The 19,250-nt window shown below is 33.9% G+C and carries 15 protein-coding genes; 11 read left to right on the forward strand and 4 right to left on the reverse strand.

The window, feature by feature from the left end; genetic code table 11:
* Positions 1 to 268: 268 nt before the first annotated feature.
* The 5 genes from IRZ83_RS10010 to IRZ83_RS10030 all read left to right on the forward strand — a co-directional run bounded on the left by IRZ83_RS10010 (position 269) and on the right by IRZ83_RS10030 (position 3,115).
* Positions 269 to 832 carry a DUF6642 family protein gene (locus tag IRZ83_RS10010; RefSeq protein WP_194568458.1) on the forward strand — a complete coding sequence of 188 codons (564 nt, stop codon included), beginning with the start codon at positions 269 to 271 and terminating at the stop codon, positions 830 to 832.
* Positions 833 to 874: 42 nt separating this feature from the next.
* Complete coding sequence (locus tag IRZ83_RS10015) at positions 875 to 1,282, forward strand: hypothetical protein (RefSeq protein ID WP_194568460.1); 408 nt, start codon at positions 875 to 877, stop codon at positions 1,280 to 1,282.
* 25 nt (positions 1,283 to 1,307) lie between these two features.
* Complete coding sequence (locus tag IRZ83_RS10020; RefSeq protein WP_194568462.1) at positions 1,308 to 2,228, forward strand: helix-turn-helix domain-containing protein; 921 nt, start codon at positions 1,308 to 1,310, stop codon at positions 2,226 to 2,228.
* 71 nt (positions 2,229 to 2,299) lie between these two features.
* Positions 2,300 to 2,500, forward strand: a complete 201-nt coding sequence (locus IRZ83_RS10025) for a hypothetical protein (RefSeq protein WP_194568464.1) — start codon at positions 2,300 to 2,302, stop codon at positions 2,498 to 2,500.
* Positions 2,501 to 2,542: 42 nt separating this feature from the next.
* Positions 2,543 to 3,115 carry a pentapeptide repeat-containing protein gene (locus IRZ83_RS10030; protein WP_194568466.1) on the forward strand — a complete coding sequence of 191 codons (573 nt, stop codon included), beginning with the start codon at positions 2,543 to 2,545 and terminating at the stop codon, positions 3,113 to 3,115.
* 111 nt (positions 3,116 to 3,226) lie between these two features.
* Here the strand turns inward: IRZ83_RS10030 and IRZ83_RS10035 are convergent, their stop codons facing one another.
* The 4 genes from IRZ83_RS10035 to IRZ83_RS10050 form a co-directional block, all read right to left on the reverse strand.
* Positions 3,227 to 4,795 carry a DUF4957 domain-containing protein gene (locus tag IRZ83_RS10035; protein WP_194568468.1) on the reverse strand — a complete coding sequence of 523 codons (1,569 nt, stop codon included), beginning with the start codon at positions 4,793 to 4,795 and terminating at the stop codon, positions 3,227 to 3,229.
* A gap of 37 nt (positions 4,796 to 4,832) precedes the next feature.
* Positions 4,833 to 6,614, reverse strand: a complete 1,782-nt coding sequence (locus tag IRZ83_RS10040) for a RagB/SusD family nutrient uptake outer membrane protein (RefSeq protein ID WP_194568470.1) — start codon at positions 6,612 to 6,614, stop codon at positions 4,833 to 4,835.
* A 16-nt stretch (positions 6,615 to 6,630) separates the two neighbouring features.
* Complete coding sequence (locus IRZ83_RS10045) at positions 6,631 to 9,834, reverse strand: SusC/RagA family TonB-linked outer membrane protein (protein ID WP_029272251.1); 3,204 nt, start codon at positions 9,832 to 9,834, stop codon at positions 6,631 to 6,633.
* Between the two features lie 555 nt (positions 9,835 to 10,389).
* Positions 10,390 to 11,556, reverse strand: coding sequence for an MFS transporter (locus tag IRZ83_RS10050; RefSeq protein WP_194568472.1), 1,167 nt, complete (start codon positions 11,554 to 11,556; stop codon positions 10,390 to 10,392).
* Positions 11,557 to 11,658: 102 nt separating this feature from the next.
* On the opposite strand from IRZ83_RS10050, the gene IRZ83_RS10055 reads away from it, so the two are divergent.
* The 6 genes from IRZ83_RS10055 to IRZ83_RS10080 all read left to right on the forward strand — a co-directional run bounded on the left by IRZ83_RS10055 (position 11,659) and on the right by IRZ83_RS10080 (position 19,100).
* Positions 11,659 to 12,492 carry an AraC family transcriptional regulator gene (locus IRZ83_RS10055; RefSeq protein ID WP_029272249.1) on the forward strand — a complete coding sequence of 278 codons (834 nt, stop codon included), beginning with the start codon at positions 11,659 to 11,661 and terminating at the stop codon, positions 12,490 to 12,492.
* A gap of 70 nt (positions 12,493 to 12,562) precedes the next feature.
* Positions 12,563 to 12,949, forward strand: coding sequence for a hypothetical protein (locus IRZ83_RS10060; protein WP_194568474.1), 387 nt, complete (start codon positions 12,563 to 12,565; stop codon positions 12,947 to 12,949).
* 94 nt (positions 12,950 to 13,043) lie between these two features.
* Positions 13,044 to 13,571 carry a DUF3347 domain-containing protein gene (locus IRZ83_RS10065; RefSeq protein WP_194568476.1) on the forward strand — a complete coding sequence of 176 codons (528 nt, stop codon included), beginning with the start codon at positions 13,044 to 13,046 and terminating at the stop codon, positions 13,569 to 13,571.
* A gap of 2 nt (positions 13,572 to 13,573) precedes the next feature.
* Positions 13,574 to 14,134 (forward strand): helix-turn-helix domain-containing protein, encoded by a 561-nt coding sequence (locus IRZ83_RS10070; RefSeq protein WP_194568478.1) that lies wholly within the window; start codon positions 13,574 to 13,576, stop codon positions 14,132 to 14,134.
* 190 nt (positions 14,135 to 14,324) lie between these two features.
* Positions 14,325 to 16,853, forward strand: a complete 2,529-nt coding sequence (locus IRZ83_RS10075; RefSeq protein WP_194568480.1) for a heavy metal translocating P-type ATPase — start codon at positions 14,325 to 14,327, stop codon at positions 16,851 to 16,853.
* A gap of 9 nt (positions 16,854 to 16,862) precedes the next feature.
* The gene (locus IRZ83_RS10080) at positions 16,863 to 19,100 is read left to right on the forward strand and encodes a multicopper oxidase domain-containing protein (protein ID WP_194568489.1); all 2,238 of its coding nucleotides are present in this window, start codon (positions 16,863 to 16,865) and stop codon (positions 19,098 to 19,100) included.
* Positions 19,101 to 19,250 lie beyond the last annotated feature (150 nt).

Consider the following 19,250-nt stretch of genomic DNA (forward strand, 5'->3'; position numbering starts at 1 on the left):
TTTGGTGCGGAAAAGGCGATGTAATAGTTGTTCCAAATTGTATCTATTTGATGCAATATTTTTAAAATATTTTATATCATTTCATTATAATTATTTTCATTTTAGCGCGGTTACTTCTTTCTGCTAAAATTTAAAAACGCTCAACCATTCAAAAAAACAAGTTAAAATGTTAATCCTATAACTGTTTTTCCTCATAAAAAAATACTTTTGTTAGAACCAAAACAAAGTGAGTCTTTCATCACTAATTCCAACCTGAAAGTGTACTCTTATGGATAATGATAAATTTATTTTCTGTCTGGAAGGCGTTCCTGATGTAGATACTTATTTAGAAACTCAAGTGGTTCGAAACTTAGAGGAAATTGCTATCGATCAAGGCATTGCGAGTATTTATAAAACCTGCGATACCATCGAAGGCTTAGAAGAAAGTTTGAATGTACTGCTTTACGAAGATCATAATTTTAAGGATTATGAAATTATTTATCTCGTAATGCCAGGAGAACCTAACAATATCTGTCTTCACGATTATTATTACAGCCTTGAAGAAATTGCAGAACTTTTTGAAGGAAAAATGAAAGGGAAAATCATTCATTTTGCGAATAAGAAAATATTAGATTTAAACGAAGAAGAAGCCCAATATTTTCTTGACATTACTGGTGCGCGCGCGATTTCGGGCTACGGATCTACTTACAATAAAATAGCTAGTTCAAGTACAATCGACAAAGCTTTTTTTAGCCTGTATCAAGACAATGACGATCTTGTGGAAGTTGTTGAAGAATTGTACCAAAAACATTATGCTTTGTGCCAATTACTCGATTTTAGATTGTATTATTGACAAAAAATAAACCAATTAATTTAAACTAACCAACCCATTTATATGAAACAACTTTATGCTTCTTCCTATCCTTTTTGGGTCACTTCCAGAGCCCTTTTAATTATTGTTGGTCTAGCAGATCTTTGGAGAATATGCATACATTATCATAATTTTATAAATACAGATCTGTTGTTGCTTTTATTTGTAATTGTTTCCTCTATCATTTTTTATGGAGAAATCAAAAAATCTAAACCTAACATGATTCTTAAGTATATTGCAGGGCTTGCCGCATTAGGTTTGGGGCTGTTTATTGTGTACTATAAATTATCTGAACCCGAAGACGAGTGGCTTCGTGCGATGAACTACAATAAATTTGATTATAAAAAAGTGCTGGTATACATTTTTGCTGCTTGGTTAATTCTTTTCGGTTTATTTGATTTCTTTAAATTTGATATTGATTCTGAAAACTAAACAAGAGCGAATCTTCTCCCGATAAATGAAAGACAAAACAGCTGAAAAAGTAAAAACGTACGGAGCGAAGGGATTTAGAGAAAAATTTCTTGGTTTAGATAATCCGGCAAATCAGCTTTTTACATCAAATTCAGAACGTTTTTTTTGCTTGAAGATGGAAGAAACAATGCAATTGCAGCATCCTGTTCCGCCTTCTAAACACAGTTGTCATACCATTATTTTCATAACTTCGGGCGTTCATGTAATTAAAATTGGCTTTGAAGAATACTTAACAAATCCAAACGAAATTATTGTGGTTCCGGCTGGGCAGATTTTCTCAATAGAACACATTAACAGTAAGCATGTTGGTTATATATGTCAGTTTCATCCTGATGTTTTAATTGGAAAATATGCCAACGGCGAAATGATCCACGATTTTGATTTTCTAAAAATTGGCGGTACTCCAAATATTGCTTTTTCAGAAACAAATGCGTTCTTTATTTTCAATTTATTTCATCGATTACAAGTTGAATATGTTGAAAATGGTATTTCTAATTTAGAACTTGTTCAGTCTTATTTAATGGCGTTGTTTTGTGAAATGAATAAAAATGCTGTAAAAACTTCTAAAAACGGAACAGCTGCAATGGCGCTTTCGGCTAAGTTTAAAGAACTCATTTACGCCAATCTTAAAATAAATCATCAGGTAAAGTTTTATGCTTCATTGCTGAATGTTTCGCCGAATCATCTCAACAAATCAGTTAAAACTGCAACCGGCAAGTCGGCCACAAAATGGATTGATGAAACCATATTGCTTGAAGCCAAATATTTATTATATCAAACTACGCTTTCGGTTAGCGAAATAGCAATGCATGTTGGTCATGAAGATCAATCTTATTTTAGCCGTTTCTTTAAAAAACACGAAGATCTTACTCCTATTCAATACCGAAAATTGATTGATAAATCCTAATTATTGATTACAGAATCCTATCAACTCAAAAAGCATTTATTGAAATTTGCACCATAAAAAAAGAGCAGATTATGATTTATGTTTTTAAAACTTCAGTTGATACAAAATCCAAATTAGAGTTAGCAGCAACAGTTCTTCAGGAATTGCCGCCAGATGCTTCGTGGAATTTTGATCTTGAAGATTGTGATAACATTTTAAGAATCGACAGCGAAATCGAAATTTCGGAATTACTTCTTCAAAACAACATTTTTGACTGTATCGAATTAGAATAAATCGGCTTAGCCAAATCCTCTTCAACCTCAACTTAATTATTTATGGAAGCTGCACTGCATCAAAACAAAACTTTTGACACGATTGATCATTCGGATCAAAAACTAACGGATAACGAATTTGTAAATTGCGAGTTCATCAATTGCAACTTCTCAAAAAGCGATTTCAGTTCGATTGACTTTTTAGATTGTACGTTTAAAAACTGTAATCTTTCATTGGCCGTTCTTAAAAATACAGGTTTAAAAAATATCACATTTATTGGCTGTAAATTAATGGGATTAGACTTCAGCTCAAGCAACAGTTTTTTATTTTCGATGAATTTTCATGATTGTCTTTTAGATTATTCGACTTTCATTTATAAAAAATTAAAGAAAACCCAATTCATTGATTGTTCCTTAAAAGATGTTGATTTCTCGAATACCGATTTGTCTCTGGCAATCTTTAAAAACTGCGATTTGTCTAATGCCACTTTCGTGGAATGCATCTTGGAAAAAACAGACTTTAGAAGTTCAAGGAATTACGCTTTTGATCCTTCTGAAAACAAAATCAAAAGAACTAGAGTGTCGCATGCTGCACTGGCAGGATTACTAGAAAAATTTGATTTGGATATTGAATAAATTGTTGGTGTCAATGGTACGCGGAGTAGACGGATTTAAACCACACGCTATATAAAAATAAAAAAGGGATGCAAAACTGCATCCCTTTTTACTAAACTAACTGTAAAAATATTATTTAATCCAACGTGGATCTCCCACTTTAGCATCTTTTAACGCTTGATTACTTATTGTAAAGTCTCCAGCAGCTGCATTTGTAAATTGTGGATTCAATGTCGTATAGGTTGTTGATTTATCAACTGTAATGGCAGCGGCACCAACTGTGTATAATAAACTTGAATTGAAGTAATTATTAGCTGTAAACGTTGGCGGTGTTGTTGCTGTTGCAGTACCATTTTGGTTTGAATAGATTCCAGGAGTATCAGCAAATATTGTATTTCTTACTATAGATGCATTAGCATTAAAACGAACATATAAAATTCTATTTGTTGCTGTCATACCTTTATTAGAAATCGTACAAGCATCAATCAATACATTAGTTGTTAAACCAGTTCCTGTTAGACCAGCTGCGTTATCGATACGGATAAAATCACGGGCTACAGCACAATTATTGAAAGTACTGTTTTTAAGTGTTAAAGAAGCTAAATTTGAAGTTCTAAAATCGATAAAATCTCCACCAGTAGTCAATACATTTGTAACAATAGAGTTTTCGATTGTAGCAGAAGCAATTTTAGTGCTTCCTGTAACAGATTGTGATATCAATGATTTTGCAAAATCATGAATATTACAACCACTAATTAAAAGAGCTCCATATCCTGCACTTACTTCATTGTATTTTACAACATCTGTCTGTGTTTTATCTCCATTGATATCTAAATCAATTAAACTTAGCGAAGTTGCTCCAGCATTAAGAGTGAATTTACCATGAATTAATGGCTTATCATAACTTCTCAAACCTCTAATCGTAATTGGTTTTGTTAAAATATACTCCGCTGTAAAAACGGTATAATCACCTGGCATCAAAACTAATACTGCACCTGGGTTTGCTGCCGAAATTGCTGCATTCAAGTCATCTGTAGGTTTAACTAAAATACCAGTTCCGATGTCGATTCCAGTTGTAAAAGTGGCTGTGCCTCTCTTTTTTGCTCCGTTAAGCAATGTAGCCGTATAAGCAGTTTCTCCTGTAAGTCCAGTTATTACTGCAACTCCTGCTGTTTTTTCTGCAGCCGTAATAGTGTGTGCAATACCGCCTGGCGCAACTGTAATTTGAGTAACATTACTATTAGGCGTCCATCTTAAAGTAACTTGTTTTGCTTCGATATCTACTGGCTGTACCGGTAAGAAAAGCTGTTCAGATAAAGTAGTTGCTGTTATTACAGACCATTTTGAATCTGCTAATCCAGTTGTAATTGCTTTTACTCTGATAGAATAAACAGTTTCACCTTCTAAGGCAACAGATACCGGTAATTGTGCTGCAGTAACTTCAACTGTTTTATAAATTGTTTTAAACTCAGCATCATCTGCGCTAAACTCTACTACATAATGATCTGCAGCTTCGTTTACTGTCCAATTAAGTTCAACAGTAGTTTGATTTTTTACTTTTGCCGTAAGTGATATAGGAGAAAATTCTCTTGTATTTCCTAAACCATCTAACAATTCATCTGTATAACTTTCGCAGCTTGAAACTGCAAAAGCGAGCAAGAATGTGGCTATTAATCCTTTTACTATATATTTTGTTTTCATAACAATTATAATTTATAATTAATTTTTTCTAAGATTCTTAATAACCGTAATCATTAACTAATTTCCCGTTGCTTCCGTCAAGAAATACTTGCCAGATTGGCCAGAACTGTCTGTTGTCAGGATTAACACCTGTTTTATACAGTGAATTTATCTTAGTATCAATTAAATTATTCCAAGCTACTGAAGTGTAATCTGTTCCTGGATTTGTTGTTTCGCCTCTGTTTAACCCATAGATATCAAGAGTTACGTTGTCTGCCTTAAATTTATAATATAAAGTTGCTGGAACATCTGCATACTCTCCTGTATGTGCTGCTAAATTTGTCATTTTTTGTTTTGCCTGATCTAATTTTGCTTTAAGCAAATTCCAACGAATAAGTGCTTGCTTACGCTCCATTTCGCCAGTAAATTCAAATTTATTTTCTTCAACAAGGGCGTTAAACATTGCCTCTTTGCTTGTTAAGGCATTTACATAAGCATCTACTTTTACAGCTTGAACTGCTGGCGCAAAAGCTCTTCTGCGGATTTCTTTTAAATACGGTGCCGCTGCGCCTGGCCCTTCTAATTCATTTGCCGCTTCAGCAGCGATAAGAAGTACCTCAGCGTAGCGCATATAGATTTTATTTACACCATCATCATTTGTTGAGGTAACGAAACGAGTCATCCACTCATAACGATACTTTCCAAAATACCAAGTATTTAACGCTCCTAATTCTTGTTTAGCAACATTATTTACAGCTGTACCCCATTTGTAAGGAACGCAAGTTACATTACGGCGAGAATCGGCTTGATCATAATCATAAAATACAAACGGAAGCGGTCCTGCAGTTCCTCCGCGGTTAGCGCCATTAGCATGAAACTGGTCATTAGTTGTATGACGAACAGCAAAACTGAACAACATTCTTCCTCTACCATCTGCAAAAGGAAGTTCCCAAAGAGATTCTCCGCCTGCTGTAGTATTTTCTTGATTGTATTTTCTCCAAAAAGTTTCGAATGAAGATTCTAAACTGGCTTTTCCGCTAGAAATTACAGCACGAGATTCATCTAAAGCCAATCTATACATATTTCCAACAGAAAGTTCAGGATCTGTACTTCTTCTAATTCCGTCAGGATATTGCTGAAAACCACTTGCTGCCAAAGCTAAACGAGCGCGAAATCCTTTTACAAAAGCTTTATTGATTCTTTCTACTGTACTTGTTTTAGCTGTTTCATTTGGCCATGGAACCAAAGCAGAAGCTTCTCCTAAATCTGCAATAATTTGTTTGTAAACCACATCACGACTTGATTTAGCCAAATAAATTGTTGCCGAATTAATTGGTTCAAAACGAGCTGGAACATCGCCCCAAGCTTTAATTAAATCTGCGTAATAAATAGCTCTCAATGTTAATGCTTCTCCTAATAAATAACCAAGATCTGTTCCTGGTCTAGGATCGCCATATTGGCGCAAACCGCGAATACAGATATTAGCACGTTCAATTCCTGAATACATCATAGCCCAAGCATTGTTGGTTGTATTCATTTGTGAATTTATAGGTTTTGCATCGTATACACATAAATCTGCTGCATCACCAGCTGTTTGAGATGTATTGTACCATTCAACATCTGTATTTAATCCGTAAAAAGGAAGAAAACGGCCTCTATAAGAGTTTGTCTCAGCAAAAGGTACTTTTATTCCGTTTACTGCGCCTTCAGCTAGTCCTGCTGTAGAAAAAATTACTGACTCGTCTAGTGTTGATTGTGCTGGTGCATCTAAATAATCTTCTTGACAAGAAGTAAAAAGACTTGTTATGATTAGACCTGCTATTATTATTTTATGTTTCATCTTGATAATTATTTAATTAAAAACTTAGGTTTAAACCAAAAACCAATTGTCTGCTGCGCGGATAAGCTGAATAATCAACTCCTGGCGTAAGAGGCGTATTTCTTCTTGTAGAAACCTCTGGATCTGGACCTGAATAGTTTGTAATAACAAAAACGTTTGTAGCTGTCAGGTAAAATCTCAATTTAGTTGCGCCCACTGCATTAATAAATGAATTTGGTGCAGTATAACCTAATGTTAAAGTATTAAGTCTTAAGAAAGAACCATCTTCAACAGCCCAGTCACTAAAAACAAATCGATTCATATACGGTGACCACATTGTTGTGTTAGCATTTAATGCTGCTAAAGCAGTAGGATCTGTTACTAATTGGCCTGTTTCAACATTAAGATTTGTCCATCTTTTTCCATCTGCCATTTCTGAACTTAAGTTTCTGTATTGTCCGTTTTGGTTAGAAGTTGTAAACTCAATTTTGTTTGCGTTGTAGATGTCATTTCCAATGCTGTAGTTAAAACCAGCCGAAAGATCAAATCCGTAAGCATTAGCATTGATTGCAAAACCTCCAGAACTTTTTGGATTAGCATTTCCAATCACAGTTTGATCACTGTTATTAACAACACCATCACCATTTAGATCTTTTAATTTCATATAACCTGGCTGCACATTTCCAACTACAGTTGAAGCATTTGCAACTCCAGCTTTCAAAGTATAAGCTGTTCCGTTATAATCAAAGTCAGAAACTTCATAACGGCCATCGTTTTTATAACCATACATTAAACCAATTGGAGAACCAACGTTTACTGCGAAATCATTTCCAATTTGAGTAGATGCCCAGTTTGTATTAGCACCAAAGTTGCTCATTACACCAAGTGAATTGATTTTATTTTCGTTTACACCAATATTAAAAGAAAAGCTTAATCCGTAATTAGGTTTTTCTATTATCGCAAGATTTACAGTAGCCTCAAAACCTTTATTTTGAGTTTCCCCCATATTTCTGTATTGAAAATCATAACCTGTTCCTGGAACTGGAAAATTGATTAAAAGATCTTTAGTAACATTTTTATAAGCTTCTAGCGATCCCGTTACACGGCCTTTAAAGAAATCAAAATCAAGACCTAAGTTTTGAGTTACTGTCGTTTCCCATTTCAAATCAGGATTAGCCAATGTTTTTGATGCTGCCCAATAACTTCCAACACCATTGATCCATGTTGTAGTAGAAGATTCAAAATTTTGAACTGTTTGTCCTACCGGAATATTATTGTTTCCAGCTTCTCCATAACTTAATCTAAGTTTAAGCAAGTTGATCCAAGATACATCTTTCAAGAAATTCTCAGAAGAAATTTTCCAAGCTACAGCAGCTGCCGGAAAATATCCCCAACGATTATCTCCTAAGAATCTGCTAGAACCATCCGCACGGTAAGTTGCTGTAAACAAGTAGCGATCTTTGTAGTCATAATTCATACTTCCAAAAAACGAAAGCAATTTATCATCTGGACTATAGTAATTATCAACAGAATTTGGTTTTCCTTGTGTTGTTAATTTTTTTGATTGATCAAAATCAAAAAACTTTGGAAAACCATGAAGTACAGTCATTACTTGATTTGAAGTAGAATTGATCATCTCTTCTCCTGCAAGAACTTTCAAATGATGATTTTCTCCAAGAAACTTACTAAAATCGTAAGTAAGCGTGTTTGCATTTCTAAATCTGTAATCTTTACGATCTCCGATAGTAAGTGCCGGCATACCTTGGTTTTCAGATGCAGGAACGTTATTTACATAATATGTGCTTCTTCCGTAAAAACGATAATCTTGATAATAGAAATTATCTAATCCGAATTCTGATTTAAACTGAAGATCTTTAATTATTTTCCAAGAAAAACTTCCAAGCATATTAAATACTTTTCTGTTTTGCTGACGATCTGTATCTGCTGTTGCAACAAAAGGATTTACAAGATAGCTAGAAACAGCTTCATCTGTATTATCTGTTGTTAATCCAGGCAATGGAATTGGAGAATAACCAACCGCATGACGCAAACGAGCATCTGCAGAAGAAACTTCTTTTTGTTCGTTAAGTCCGCCTCCGTTTATTTCTGTATCTGCGTAACGCATTGTAAAAGCAAGATCGATTTTATCAGAAGCTTTGCTGTTTAAAGCCAGCGAAAGGTTATTTCTTTTAAAATCTGAACCAATCATGATCGCTTTTTCATCGTAATGAGCATAATTAAAATTAAAGTTGATTTTATCAGAACCACCACGTATTCCTAAATCACGGCTTTGAACTTCGCCAGTACGTCCGTAAATTTGTTTCTGCCAATTATCACCTTTTACACCATTATATAAATCTCTGTCTTGGTAGCTTCCAAAATATTTTTCGTATGATGGAATGTCATTATCTAATAATGCATATTCATATTGCCATTTTACAAAATCTTGCGGATCAAGAACATCAATTTGTTTTGCCATGGTTTTCATACCATAGAACATATTATAGTTTACCGATATTGTTCCGTTTTTACCTCTTTTTGTAGTAATCAAAATTACTCCATTTGCTCCTCTAGAACCATAAATTGCAGTTGACGAGGCGTCTTTCAAAATAGTTTGAGATTCTACATCGGCAGCCGGAACGTCGTTCATACTATTTACAGGAAATCCGTCTACTAAAATAAGCGGCGCACTGTCTTGTGTTAATGATCCGCCGCCACGAATTCTAATTTTGATTTCAGAATCTGGAGAACCTTCAGAAGACGTTACCTGAACTCCGGCAACACGCCCAGTAAGCGCTTCTGCTAAATTAGCTACGGGATTTTTTCTTAAGTCATTCCCAGAAACTACAGAAACTGCACCTGTTAAATCTTGTTTTTTAACACTAGAATATCCAACAACCACAACTTCATTTAAGTTATTAGAGTCTTCAGACAAAACAACATCAATTTTAGTTTTTCCAGTTGCAGGAACTTCTTTTGTTTTAAAACCTATAAATGAAAAAGAGATTACTCCTTTGGTATTTGTAAGCTTTAATCTATAGTGCCCGTCAAAATCTGTAGAAGTCCCATTCTTTGTTCCTTTCTCAAGTACATTAACACCCGGAAGGCCTAAACCTTGAGCATCTTTTACGGTACCTTCTAGTGTTACATTCTGCGCACTCATTCGATTGCTCATCAATAAGCACAACAAGAAAACAAAACAATAGTTTGCTCCTTTATTAAATAAATCTTTAAAATTCATGGTTTATTGTTTAAGTTATTAATTGGTTTTATGGTTTTTAGTGGTTTTTTTTATTCTAATTTTTTAATTTCTTACAGTTTAAAACTTTCTTACATCAATAGCAGTACGGTTTTTCAATCGATTTCGTTAAAATTTAAATTTTTTATTTTAACATTGTAGCCAATCTTGTAATCGATTACACAAACATAAATATTTTTTTCATATAAAAAATTAAAATTCATAAAAATTTGCTAAAAAAAATTATATATCAAAAATAAAGGTTGTTTTTTATACGACATATGTAATTTATATTATGAAAAAATATTAAATATATTATTCCTAAATATTGATTTGTTTCATTTTTATTAAAAAAACAATCGATTACATGAAAAATAATTATTGTATTATCAGCCAGTACGTTTTGTTTTAAAAAGAAAAGCAACTATACTACAAAAAGAAATAAACCAATCAATTCTTACAGATTAAATTTTTTAGAATGAATTTAGGTTTCGGAAAGGCACAAAAAAACCCTCAAACTTTATGTTTAAGGGTTTATATTTTTTAAAAGTTGATTTTTTAAGCGCTCTGCAACTGCAAGTTAGCTTTGTGTTTTCGCATTAAAACCAAAGTAATGATCATTCCGATAATCGACATGCCAACACCAATAAGATTTGGCGAAGCAAAACTATAACCTGCCGCTAAAGGCAATCCGCCTAAAAAAGCACCTAAGGCGTTACCTATATTAAAACTTCCTTGAAGCGAAGCCGAGGCAATCATCTCTGCGCCTGTTGCAGTTCTAATCATTAGCATTTGTATTGGTGCAATAACTGAAAATGAAATTGCGCCAGTCAAAAATGTCAGCAATAAAGAAGCGTATTGGTTAAATGAGAAAAAGTAAACTAAAATTAAATCGATAGACATTACAAACAACAAAGCTATTGTGGTTGGTGCTGGCGAAAATTTATCGGCTAGTTTTCCTCCGGCAAAGTTTCCGACAACCATTCCGAGTCCAGCTAATATTAAAATATAAGAAACATCTTCTGCAGAAAATTTAGACACATTAATTAATAAAGGAGCGATATAGCTAATCCAGGCAAATAATCCTCCAAATCCAATTGCTGTAATACCGATAATGAGCCAAGCTTCTGTCTTTTTAAAAAACAACAACTGCGTTTTCATATTGACAGTTTCTCCTTTATCTAATTTTGGCATCCATAAAGAAATAAATAAAAATGTAAGCAAACCTACAATTGCTATTAATATAAACGTATAACGCCAAATAAAATGATGTCCTATATAAGTACCAATCGGCACGCCTATTAAGTTTGCCAATGTTAATCCTGAAAACATAATAGCAATGGCTTGTGCTTCTTTGCCTTTATCTGCCAAACGGCTTGCGACTACAGCTCCAACACCAAAGAAAGCGCCGTGCGGTAATCCGGAAAGAAATCTGGAAGCAAATAAAAAGTTATAAGTTGGCGCAATAATCGAAAGCGCATTAAAAACCGTTAACATTAATGCTAAAATTAAAAGCATTTTTTTTGGAGCAAAATTTCTTCCAAGAATAACCAATAATGGAGCACCAATTACAACTCCCAAAGCATAAGCAGAAATTAAATATCCGGCTACCGGAATCGAAACTTTCATATCTGAGGCAATATCTGGCAACAAACCCATCATAACAAACTCGGTAATACCGATTGTCAAACCTCCTAATGAGAGTGCAATAAGACTTTTTTTCATTTGATTTTACTCGAAAGTATTAGACTTTCTGTAGTGCAAATTTACCACCGCTTACCTTAAAATAAGTTGTATATTTGCGATATAAACTTGTAAATTTAAGTTATGCCGATATTAAATCAATTTAAAACTCTGGTTATAGATGAATTTGAAGATGAGAAATTTCACCTTCCTCCACATACGCATACTTACTACGAAATCATCTATATTAAAAAAGGAAACGGAGTTCATCATTTGAATAACAACTTATTGCCTTATAAAACGGGAGATTTGTTTGTAATTTCACCAGAAGATGAACATTATTTTGATATTAAAAAAAGTACTCGATTTTTCTATATTAAATTTACTGACAACTATTTCAACTCGAAGCAGAACCTTACTTGCGATGAGTTTTTAATTCATACTCCAGAGAGTTTCATGCGCGATAAAACACTAAAAGAAAGGGTTTTAAAATTAGATGATCCTTGCAAAACAATACTGAAAAATACTATCGAAAACATTGCCGCCTATAATTGCAAAACGGATGTTTCTACCTCGCCTATTGTTTTTTATCAGATTCTTTCAATTTTTGGATTAATAAAGGAAACTTTGCGTGGGATGAATGTTGTAGTTAAGGGAAATTCTATTGATAACGAACAAATCACTTCTTATATTCATCAGAATATTTACAACCCTAAAATGGTACAGATTAAAGTTATTGCAAATCATTTTAATATTGCGGAAACTTATTTTAGTGCTTATTTCAAAAGAACGTTCGCAATTAGTTATCGGGATTATATTCATAATTTGAGAACTACTTTAATCGAAAAACGTATTCATAACAATCAACTACCGATTAAACAAATTGCTTATGAGTTTGGTTTTACAGATGAAAGTCATTTGTCTAACTATTTTAAAAAGAGAAAAAACATGAAACCTACAGATTTTAAGAAAACTTGATTATAGAAATCTTAAATAAGTAGTTACTCCAATAAAAAATATCTAAATTTGTAATTCAAAAGCATTTACATTGGCGAAAAAAATCCACATATTATTATTAATCATAACGATTGGTTTATTCGTACTGCCAACTTCTGGTTATGCGTGTGGTCGAACTTCTGAAAAATCTTCTTGCGAAAAGAAAGAAAATTCAAAAGGAGAAGCTCAAAATTCCTGTAAAAAAGATTGCTGTCAGAAAAAACAAGATTCTAAAAAAGATCAGCATGGCTGTAACGGAAAGTGTGATCATTCTAGTTGTACATCAACATCTTTACAATTTAGCCTGATTACCATAAACGAATTTGATTTCCATAACAATCTATTTAATTTCTCTTTAAATAAATCTATTTCATATCATAAAACTGACAGCATTTCTGATGGTTTTACTTCTATTTGGGCGCCACCAAAAATAAAATAATTACATTTTTGACAGCCATAAGTGGGTCTAGTAATTGCCAAAAAAGGCACTAAGACTCTAAGAAAAATTATTTAAACTATATAAAATTATCAAAATGAAAAATTCAATAGCAACTATAGCAATAGCAATCATATTATTATTCTCTGCAAATAACATTCAGGCAAATTCGAAACAATCAGAAATAACAAATGACGTCATTGATTCAAGTCAGTTACAAACTATTTATGATGCTTATTTTACAGTAAAAGACGCATTGATAAAAAGCGATGCCAAATTAACTTCGGCGAAAGCCAAAGATTTATTGACTGCCATTACTGCCGTAAAAATGGATAAATTAAAAGCAGATGAGCATACTGCCTGGATGAAAGTTGTAAAAAAACTAACTGCAGATGCTAAAAGTATTTCAGCAACTTCAGATCTTAAAAAACAACGCGATACTTTCAAATCACTTTCAAAAAGTACTTACGACTTAATTAAAGTTTCAAAATCTAATCAGGTTGTCTACAAGCAATATTGTCCAATGGCAGATGCAGATTGGTTGAGCAAAGAAAAAGCAGTTAAGAATCCATACTACGGATCTTCCATGTTGACTTGCGGAAATGTTGTAGAAACCATCAAATAACCATGAAGCTATACATCAAAAACATGGTGTGTAGTCGATGTAAAATGGTTGTGAAGTCTGAGTTCGAAAAACTCGGACTTCACACTATTTCTGTGGAACTAGGCGAAGTTGAACTGCAGGATTCGATTACCGAAGATCAAAAAAGTATACTTTTAACACATCTCCATGCTTTGGGTTTTGATTTAATTGATGACAAAAAAAGCAAAACAATCGAAAAAATAAAAACTTTGATTATTGATTTGGTTCATCATAAAAACAATGAACTCAAAATCAATCTATCTGATTATTTGGCAGAAAACCTCCATCAGGATTATAATACTTTAAGTAATTTATTTTCGGAAATAGAAAATACAACTATAGAAAAGTATTTTATAAGCCAAAAAATAGAGAAGGTAAAAGAGCTTTTAATTTATAATGAACTCTCGTTAAGCGAAATTGCTGATATTTTAAATTATAGCAATGTGGCACATTTGAGCAACCAATTCAAAAAAATCACTGGTTTTACTCCTACTTATTTCAAACAATTGAAGGATAAAAAACGAATTCAGATTGAGAATTTGTAGATTTAGCTGTGGTATTTAAACGCAATCCCGAAGCCTCGGTACGCTAAGATTTCTTGTTTTTCACTTGTATGTCTTGCGTAAATCTTTACGGTTAAAAAATTTGTAAATCTTGCAAATCATTCCCAAAATTATACAAACCGAACTCAGGCTTAGTTCGCAAATTTGCATTGTAATCCTAAAAAATAAAACAATGACTCACCAATATATAATTTCAGGAATGTCATGTGATGGCTGTCGTAAAAAAGTTGAAAAAACGCTGAATACTGTTGAAGGAATTCAAGCCGAGGTGACTTTAAATCCCCCGTTGGCAACCATAAAAATGGAGAACCATATTTCGACTGAAAAACTGCAAAAAGCATTATCAGAAGCGGGAAAGTATACTATTGAAATGACTTCTTCTAAAAATACAGCAGCAGTACCTATTAAATCTTGTTGCTCAAGTCAAAAAAAGGATATTGCTGAAATTCATGAACATAAAACAATTCTAACGCATCATAATACTACGGGAGTATTTTATTGCCCAATGCATTGTGAAGGAAATAAAACCTATAACAAGCCAGGAGATTGTCCTGTTTGCGGAATGGATTTAGTGCCTCAAATCGAAATTGGAACACAATTTACCTGTCCTATGCATCCTGAAATCATTTCTGATAAACCTGGTGAATGCCCAATTTGCGGAATGGATTTGGTTGCCGTTCAGGCTTCTGAATCTGAAGAAAATAAAACCTATACCGACTTATTAAAAAAAATGAAGATTGCAATTCTATTTACGATTCCAATCTTTATTATTTCAATGTCGGAAATGATCCCTAATAATCCCCTTTTTTCTATAATGTCGATAGAAAAATGGAATTGGGTTCAGTTTTTATTTTCAATTCCAGTGCTTTTTTATGCTGGCTGGATGTTTTTTATTCGTGCCTGGAAATCAATTATTAGCTGGAATTTAAACATGTTCACCTTAATAGGATTAGGAACAAGCGTTGCTTTTTTATTCAGCGTTGCCGGGATGTTCTTTCCAGATCTCTTTCCATCAGAATTTAAATCGCATCACGGAACTATTCATCTTTATTTTGAAGCAGCAACAGTTATCATAACACTGGTTTTGCTAGGTCAATTATTGGAAGCCAAAGCTCACGGACAAACAAACGGAGCTATAAAAGAATTACTAAAATTGGCTCCAACCGAAGCGACGTTGGTAGAAAACGGAAATGACAAAACAATTTCAATTCACGATATTAAAAAAGGTGATTTGCTGAGAGTAAAACCAGGTGAAAAAATTCCGGTTGACGGAAAAATTACATCTGGCGAAAGTAGTATTGATGAAGCAATGATCACTGGCGAACCAATTCCGGTCGACAAAAAAATTGGAGACAATGTAATTTCAGGAACGATAAACGGAACAAAATCATTTGTTATGATTGCCGAAAAAGTAGGATCTGAAACATTGCTTTCACAGATCATTAAAATGGTAAATGATGCCAGCCGTTCTAGAGCTCCTATACAGAAATTGGCAGACCGTGTAGCAAAATATTTCGTTCCAACAGTTGTTGCTATTTCTATATTGACTTTTATTCTTTGGGCTAAATTTGGTCCAGAGCCTTCTTATATTTACGGATTAATAAATGCAATCGCTGTTTTAATTATTGCCTGCCCTTGTGCTTTAGGATTGGCAACACCAATGTCTGTTATGGTTGGCGTTGGAAAAGGCGCACAGCACGGAATTTTGATAAAAAATGCCGAAGCACTAGAAAACATGAGTAAAATTGATGTTTTAATTACAGATAAAACCGGAACAATTACAGAAGGAAAACCAACTGTAGAAAAAATTTATGCAATCGATAACAACGAAGATATTCTGTTGCAAAACATTGCTTCGCTAAATCAAAACAGCGAACATCCTTTGGCACAGGCGGTTGTAAATTATGCTAAAGAAAAAAAGCAATCTTTGTTCGAAGTTACTGATTTTGAAGCTGTTGCCGGAAAAGGAGTTTTAGGAACAGTTAATAATGTAAAAATAGCATTAGGAAATAAAAAACTGATGATTCAGATCAACGCTTCGATATCTGATGATTTTGAAAGCAAAATTACAGCCGAGCAAAATTTAGGAAAAACGGTTTCATACATCGCAATAAACAATAGTATTACAGGGTATATTACCATTACAGATGCTATTAAAAAAAGCAGTATCAAAGCCATTAAAGATTTAATTGATCAAGGTGTTGAGGTAATTATGCTGACTGGAGATAATAAAAATACAGGCAAAGCTGTTGCGGATCAACTGCATTTAAGTTCTTTCAAAGCGGATTGCCTTCCAGAAGACAAGCTAAAAGAAATTCAGCGCTTGCAGTCTGAGGGTAAAATTGTAGCAATGGCTGGTGACGGAATTAATGATGCTCCGGCTTTAGCACAAGCCGATATTGGAATAGCCATGGGAACCGGAACTGATGTTGCCATACAAAGTGCAAAAATAACTCTGGTAAAAGGCGACTTAGCCGGAATTGTAAAAGCAAAGAAATTGAGTTATGCAGTAATGAGAAACATAAAACAAAATCTATTTTTTGCTTTTGTATATAATATTCTGGGAATTCCAATTGCGGCAGGAATTTTATATCCTGCATTCGGGATTTTACTTTCTCCAATGTTAGCTGCTTTAGCAATGAGCTTAAGTTCGGTTTCGGTAATTGCAAATGCTTTGCGGTTAAGAAATCTAAACCTTTAAAAATTAAAAATGAAATTACATATTATATATATTGCCTTTTTGATCGCCATGACAGCAAAAGCACAAAAAATTGTTCGTTACGATTTACACGTTCGCGATACGATTGCGAATTTCTCCGGAAAACAAAAACATGCTCTTACTGTTAATGGAAAAATTCCGATGCCGACCTTAACTTTTACAGAAGGTGATATTGCTGAAATTTATGTCCACAACGATTTAAAAAACGAAGATACAGCACTGCATTGGCATGGCCTATTTCTTCCAAACAAAGAAGATGGAGTTCCGTATCTGACCCAAATGCCAATTAAGCCCGGTACAATTCATAAATATACTTTCCCGATTATTCAAAACGGAACCTATTGGTATCACAGCCATTCTGGATTGCAGGAACAAATTGGTTTGTATGGACTTTTTATCATCAACAAAAAGAAAGATGATCCAACTTTTAGAAAAGGCATTGACGATTTACCAACAGTTCCTGTAATTTTAAGCGAATGGACGGATCTCAAGCCAGAGAATATCCAACGAATGCTTCACAATGCCAACGATTGGTTTGCCATAAAAAAAGGAACTACTCAAAGTTATGCTGAAGCTATTAAAAAAGGACAATTCTCAACAAAAGTCACCAACGAATGGAAACGCATGAACGCGATGGATGTCAGTGATGTTTATTATGAAAAGTTTTTAATTAATGGAAAAAATGAAGCACAGCTTTCGCAATTTAAACCTGGCGAAAAAGTCAGATTGCGAATTGCAAACGGAGGTGCTTCAAGTTATTTCTGGCTGACTTACGGCGGTGGAAAAATAACGGTTGTGGCCAGCGATGGCAATGATGTTGAACCTGTAGAAGTCGATCGATTAATCATTGCTGTTTCTGAAACTTATGATGTTGTGGTTACGATTCCGGAAGACAATAAATCTTATGCTTTTTTGGCTACAGCCGAAGACAGAACAGGATCAGCTTCTTTGTTTTTAGGAAATGGAATTAAACAGCCCGTTTCTCATCTTCCAAAATTAAAATATTTTGAAGGCATGAAAATGATGAACGATATGATGAGAATGAACGGCGAAATGAATGATATGGGCATGAAAATGTCCCTCAATAAAATGGATATGAATGCCGTAATGTATCCTGAAATTTCTGGAGAAGACACATCTGAAAAAACAGAAAACCATTCTGATCATAATATGGAAGGCATGGAAATGTCAAGCGATACTACAGAAACTGCCGAGATTACAACGCTGAATTACGGAATGCTAAAATCTCCAAACATAACAACGCTTCCAAAAGATGCGCCCGTAAAAGAATTACGATTTGAATTATCCGGAAATATGAATCGTTATGTTTGGAGCTTAGACAATAAAGTAGTTTCTGAAACGGATAAAATCTTAATCAAAAAAGGCGAGAACGTTCGTATCGTATTGTATAACGGATCTATGATGCGCCACCCCATGCATTTGCACGGACATGATTTCAGAATTATTAATGAGCACGGCGATTATGCTCCATTAAAAAATGTCATCGATATTATGCCAATGGAAACCGACACGATCGAGTTTCAGGCAAATGCAGATGGCGATTGGTTTTTTCATTGTCACATTCTATATCACATGATGGCAGGCATGGGCCGTATTTTTAGTTACGAAAATTCAGTTCCAAATCCGTTGATTCATCATCCTGAAATGGCCTACAAAATGCTAAAAATGGATGATAGAATGTTTCATTTTATGGGCGAAAATGATTTTGCAACAAACGGAAACGACGGAGAAGCCATGTACAGCAACACACGTTGGAGCATTGGAACAGAATGGAGATTGGGGTATAATGACATGCACGGTTATGAAACGGAAACGCATGTTGGCCGTTACATTGGAAAAAATCAATGGCTTATGCCTTTTATAGGTTTTGACTGGCGTTACAGAAAAATGGGAATGGATGAACAGGAACAAAATCTATTTGGACAAACAAATACTAAGGACAATCGTTCTGTTTTTAGCGCTGGCGTTGAGTATACGCTACCAATGCTTGTAAAAGCGCAAGTTGAAGTGTATACGGATGGAAATGTGCGACTTCAATTTGAAAGAAAAGACATTCCGCTTTCCAAACGTTTACGAATGAATTTAATGTGGAATACAGATAAAGAATATATGGCTGGTGTAAAATATATAGTCGGAAGAAACTTTGGAATTACTACACATTATGACAGCGACATGGGAATTGGTTTTGGGATGAATTTGAGTTATTAAACGAAACCATATTACACGAATTAAATCTGTAAGAATATTTTTAATCTGTAGCTAATCAAAAAATTAGCAATCAAAATTATTATAAAAACATTAACTAGCAGACAATATTCAGCTCTTTTAAATGTTATTATATTTGAACTATCAAAAGAT

Source organism: Flavobacterium sp. JLP (assembly GCF_015350755.1).
GTDB lineage: Bacteria > Bacteroidota > Bacteroidia > Flavobacteriales > Flavobacteriaceae > Flavobacterium.

Coding starts and splice junctions, on each gene's coding strand:
- IRZ83_RS10010 (WP_194568458.1), top strand. CDS start 269: ATGGATAATGATAAATTTATTTTCTGTCTGGAAGGCGTTCCTGATGTA.
- IRZ83_RS10015 (WP_194568460.1), top strand. CDS start 875: ATGAAACAACTTTATGCTTCTTCCTATCCTTTTTGGGTCACTTCCAGA.
- IRZ83_RS10020 (WP_194568462.1), top strand. CDS start 1,308: ATGAAAGACAAAACAGCTGAAAAAGTAAAAACGTACGGAGCGAAGGGA.
- IRZ83_RS10025 (WP_194568464.1), top strand. CDS start 2,300: ATGATTTATGTTTTTAAAACTTCAGTTGATACAAAATCCAAATTAGAG.
- IRZ83_RS10030 (WP_194568466.1), top strand. CDS start 2,543: ATGGAAGCTGCACTGCATCAAAACAAAACTTTTGACACGATTGATCAT.
- IRZ83_RS10035 (WP_194568468.1), bottom strand. CDS start 4,795: ATGAAAACAAAATATATAGTAAAAGGATTAATAGCCACATTCTTGCTC.
- IRZ83_RS10040 (WP_194568470.1), bottom strand. CDS start 6,614: ATGAAACATAAAATAATAATAGCAGGTCTAATCATAACAAGTCTTTTT.
- IRZ83_RS10045 (WP_029272251.1), bottom strand. CDS start 9,834: ATGAATTTTAAAGATTTATTTAATAAAGGAGCAAACTATTGTTTTGTT.
- IRZ83_RS10050 (WP_194568472.1), bottom strand. CDS start 11,556: ATGAAAAAAAGTCTTATTGCACTCTCATTAGGAGGTTTGACAATCGGT.
- IRZ83_RS10055 (WP_029272249.1), top strand. CDS start 11,659: ATGCCGATATTAAATCAATTTAAAACTCTGGTTATAGATGAATTTGAA.
- IRZ83_RS10065 (WP_194568476.1), top strand. CDS start 13,044: ATGAAAAATTCAATAGCAACTATAGCAATAGCAATCATATTATTATTC.
- IRZ83_RS10070 (WP_194568478.1), top strand. CDS start 13,574: ATGAAGCTATACATCAAAAACATGGTGTGTAGTCGATGTAAAATGGTT.
- IRZ83_RS10075 (WP_194568480.1), top strand. CDS start 14,325: ATGACTCACCAATATATAATTTCAGGAATGTCATGTGATGGCTGTCGT.
- IRZ83_RS10080 (WP_194568489.1), top strand. CDS start 16,863: ATGAAATTACATATTATATATATTGCCTTTTTGATCGCCATGACAGCA.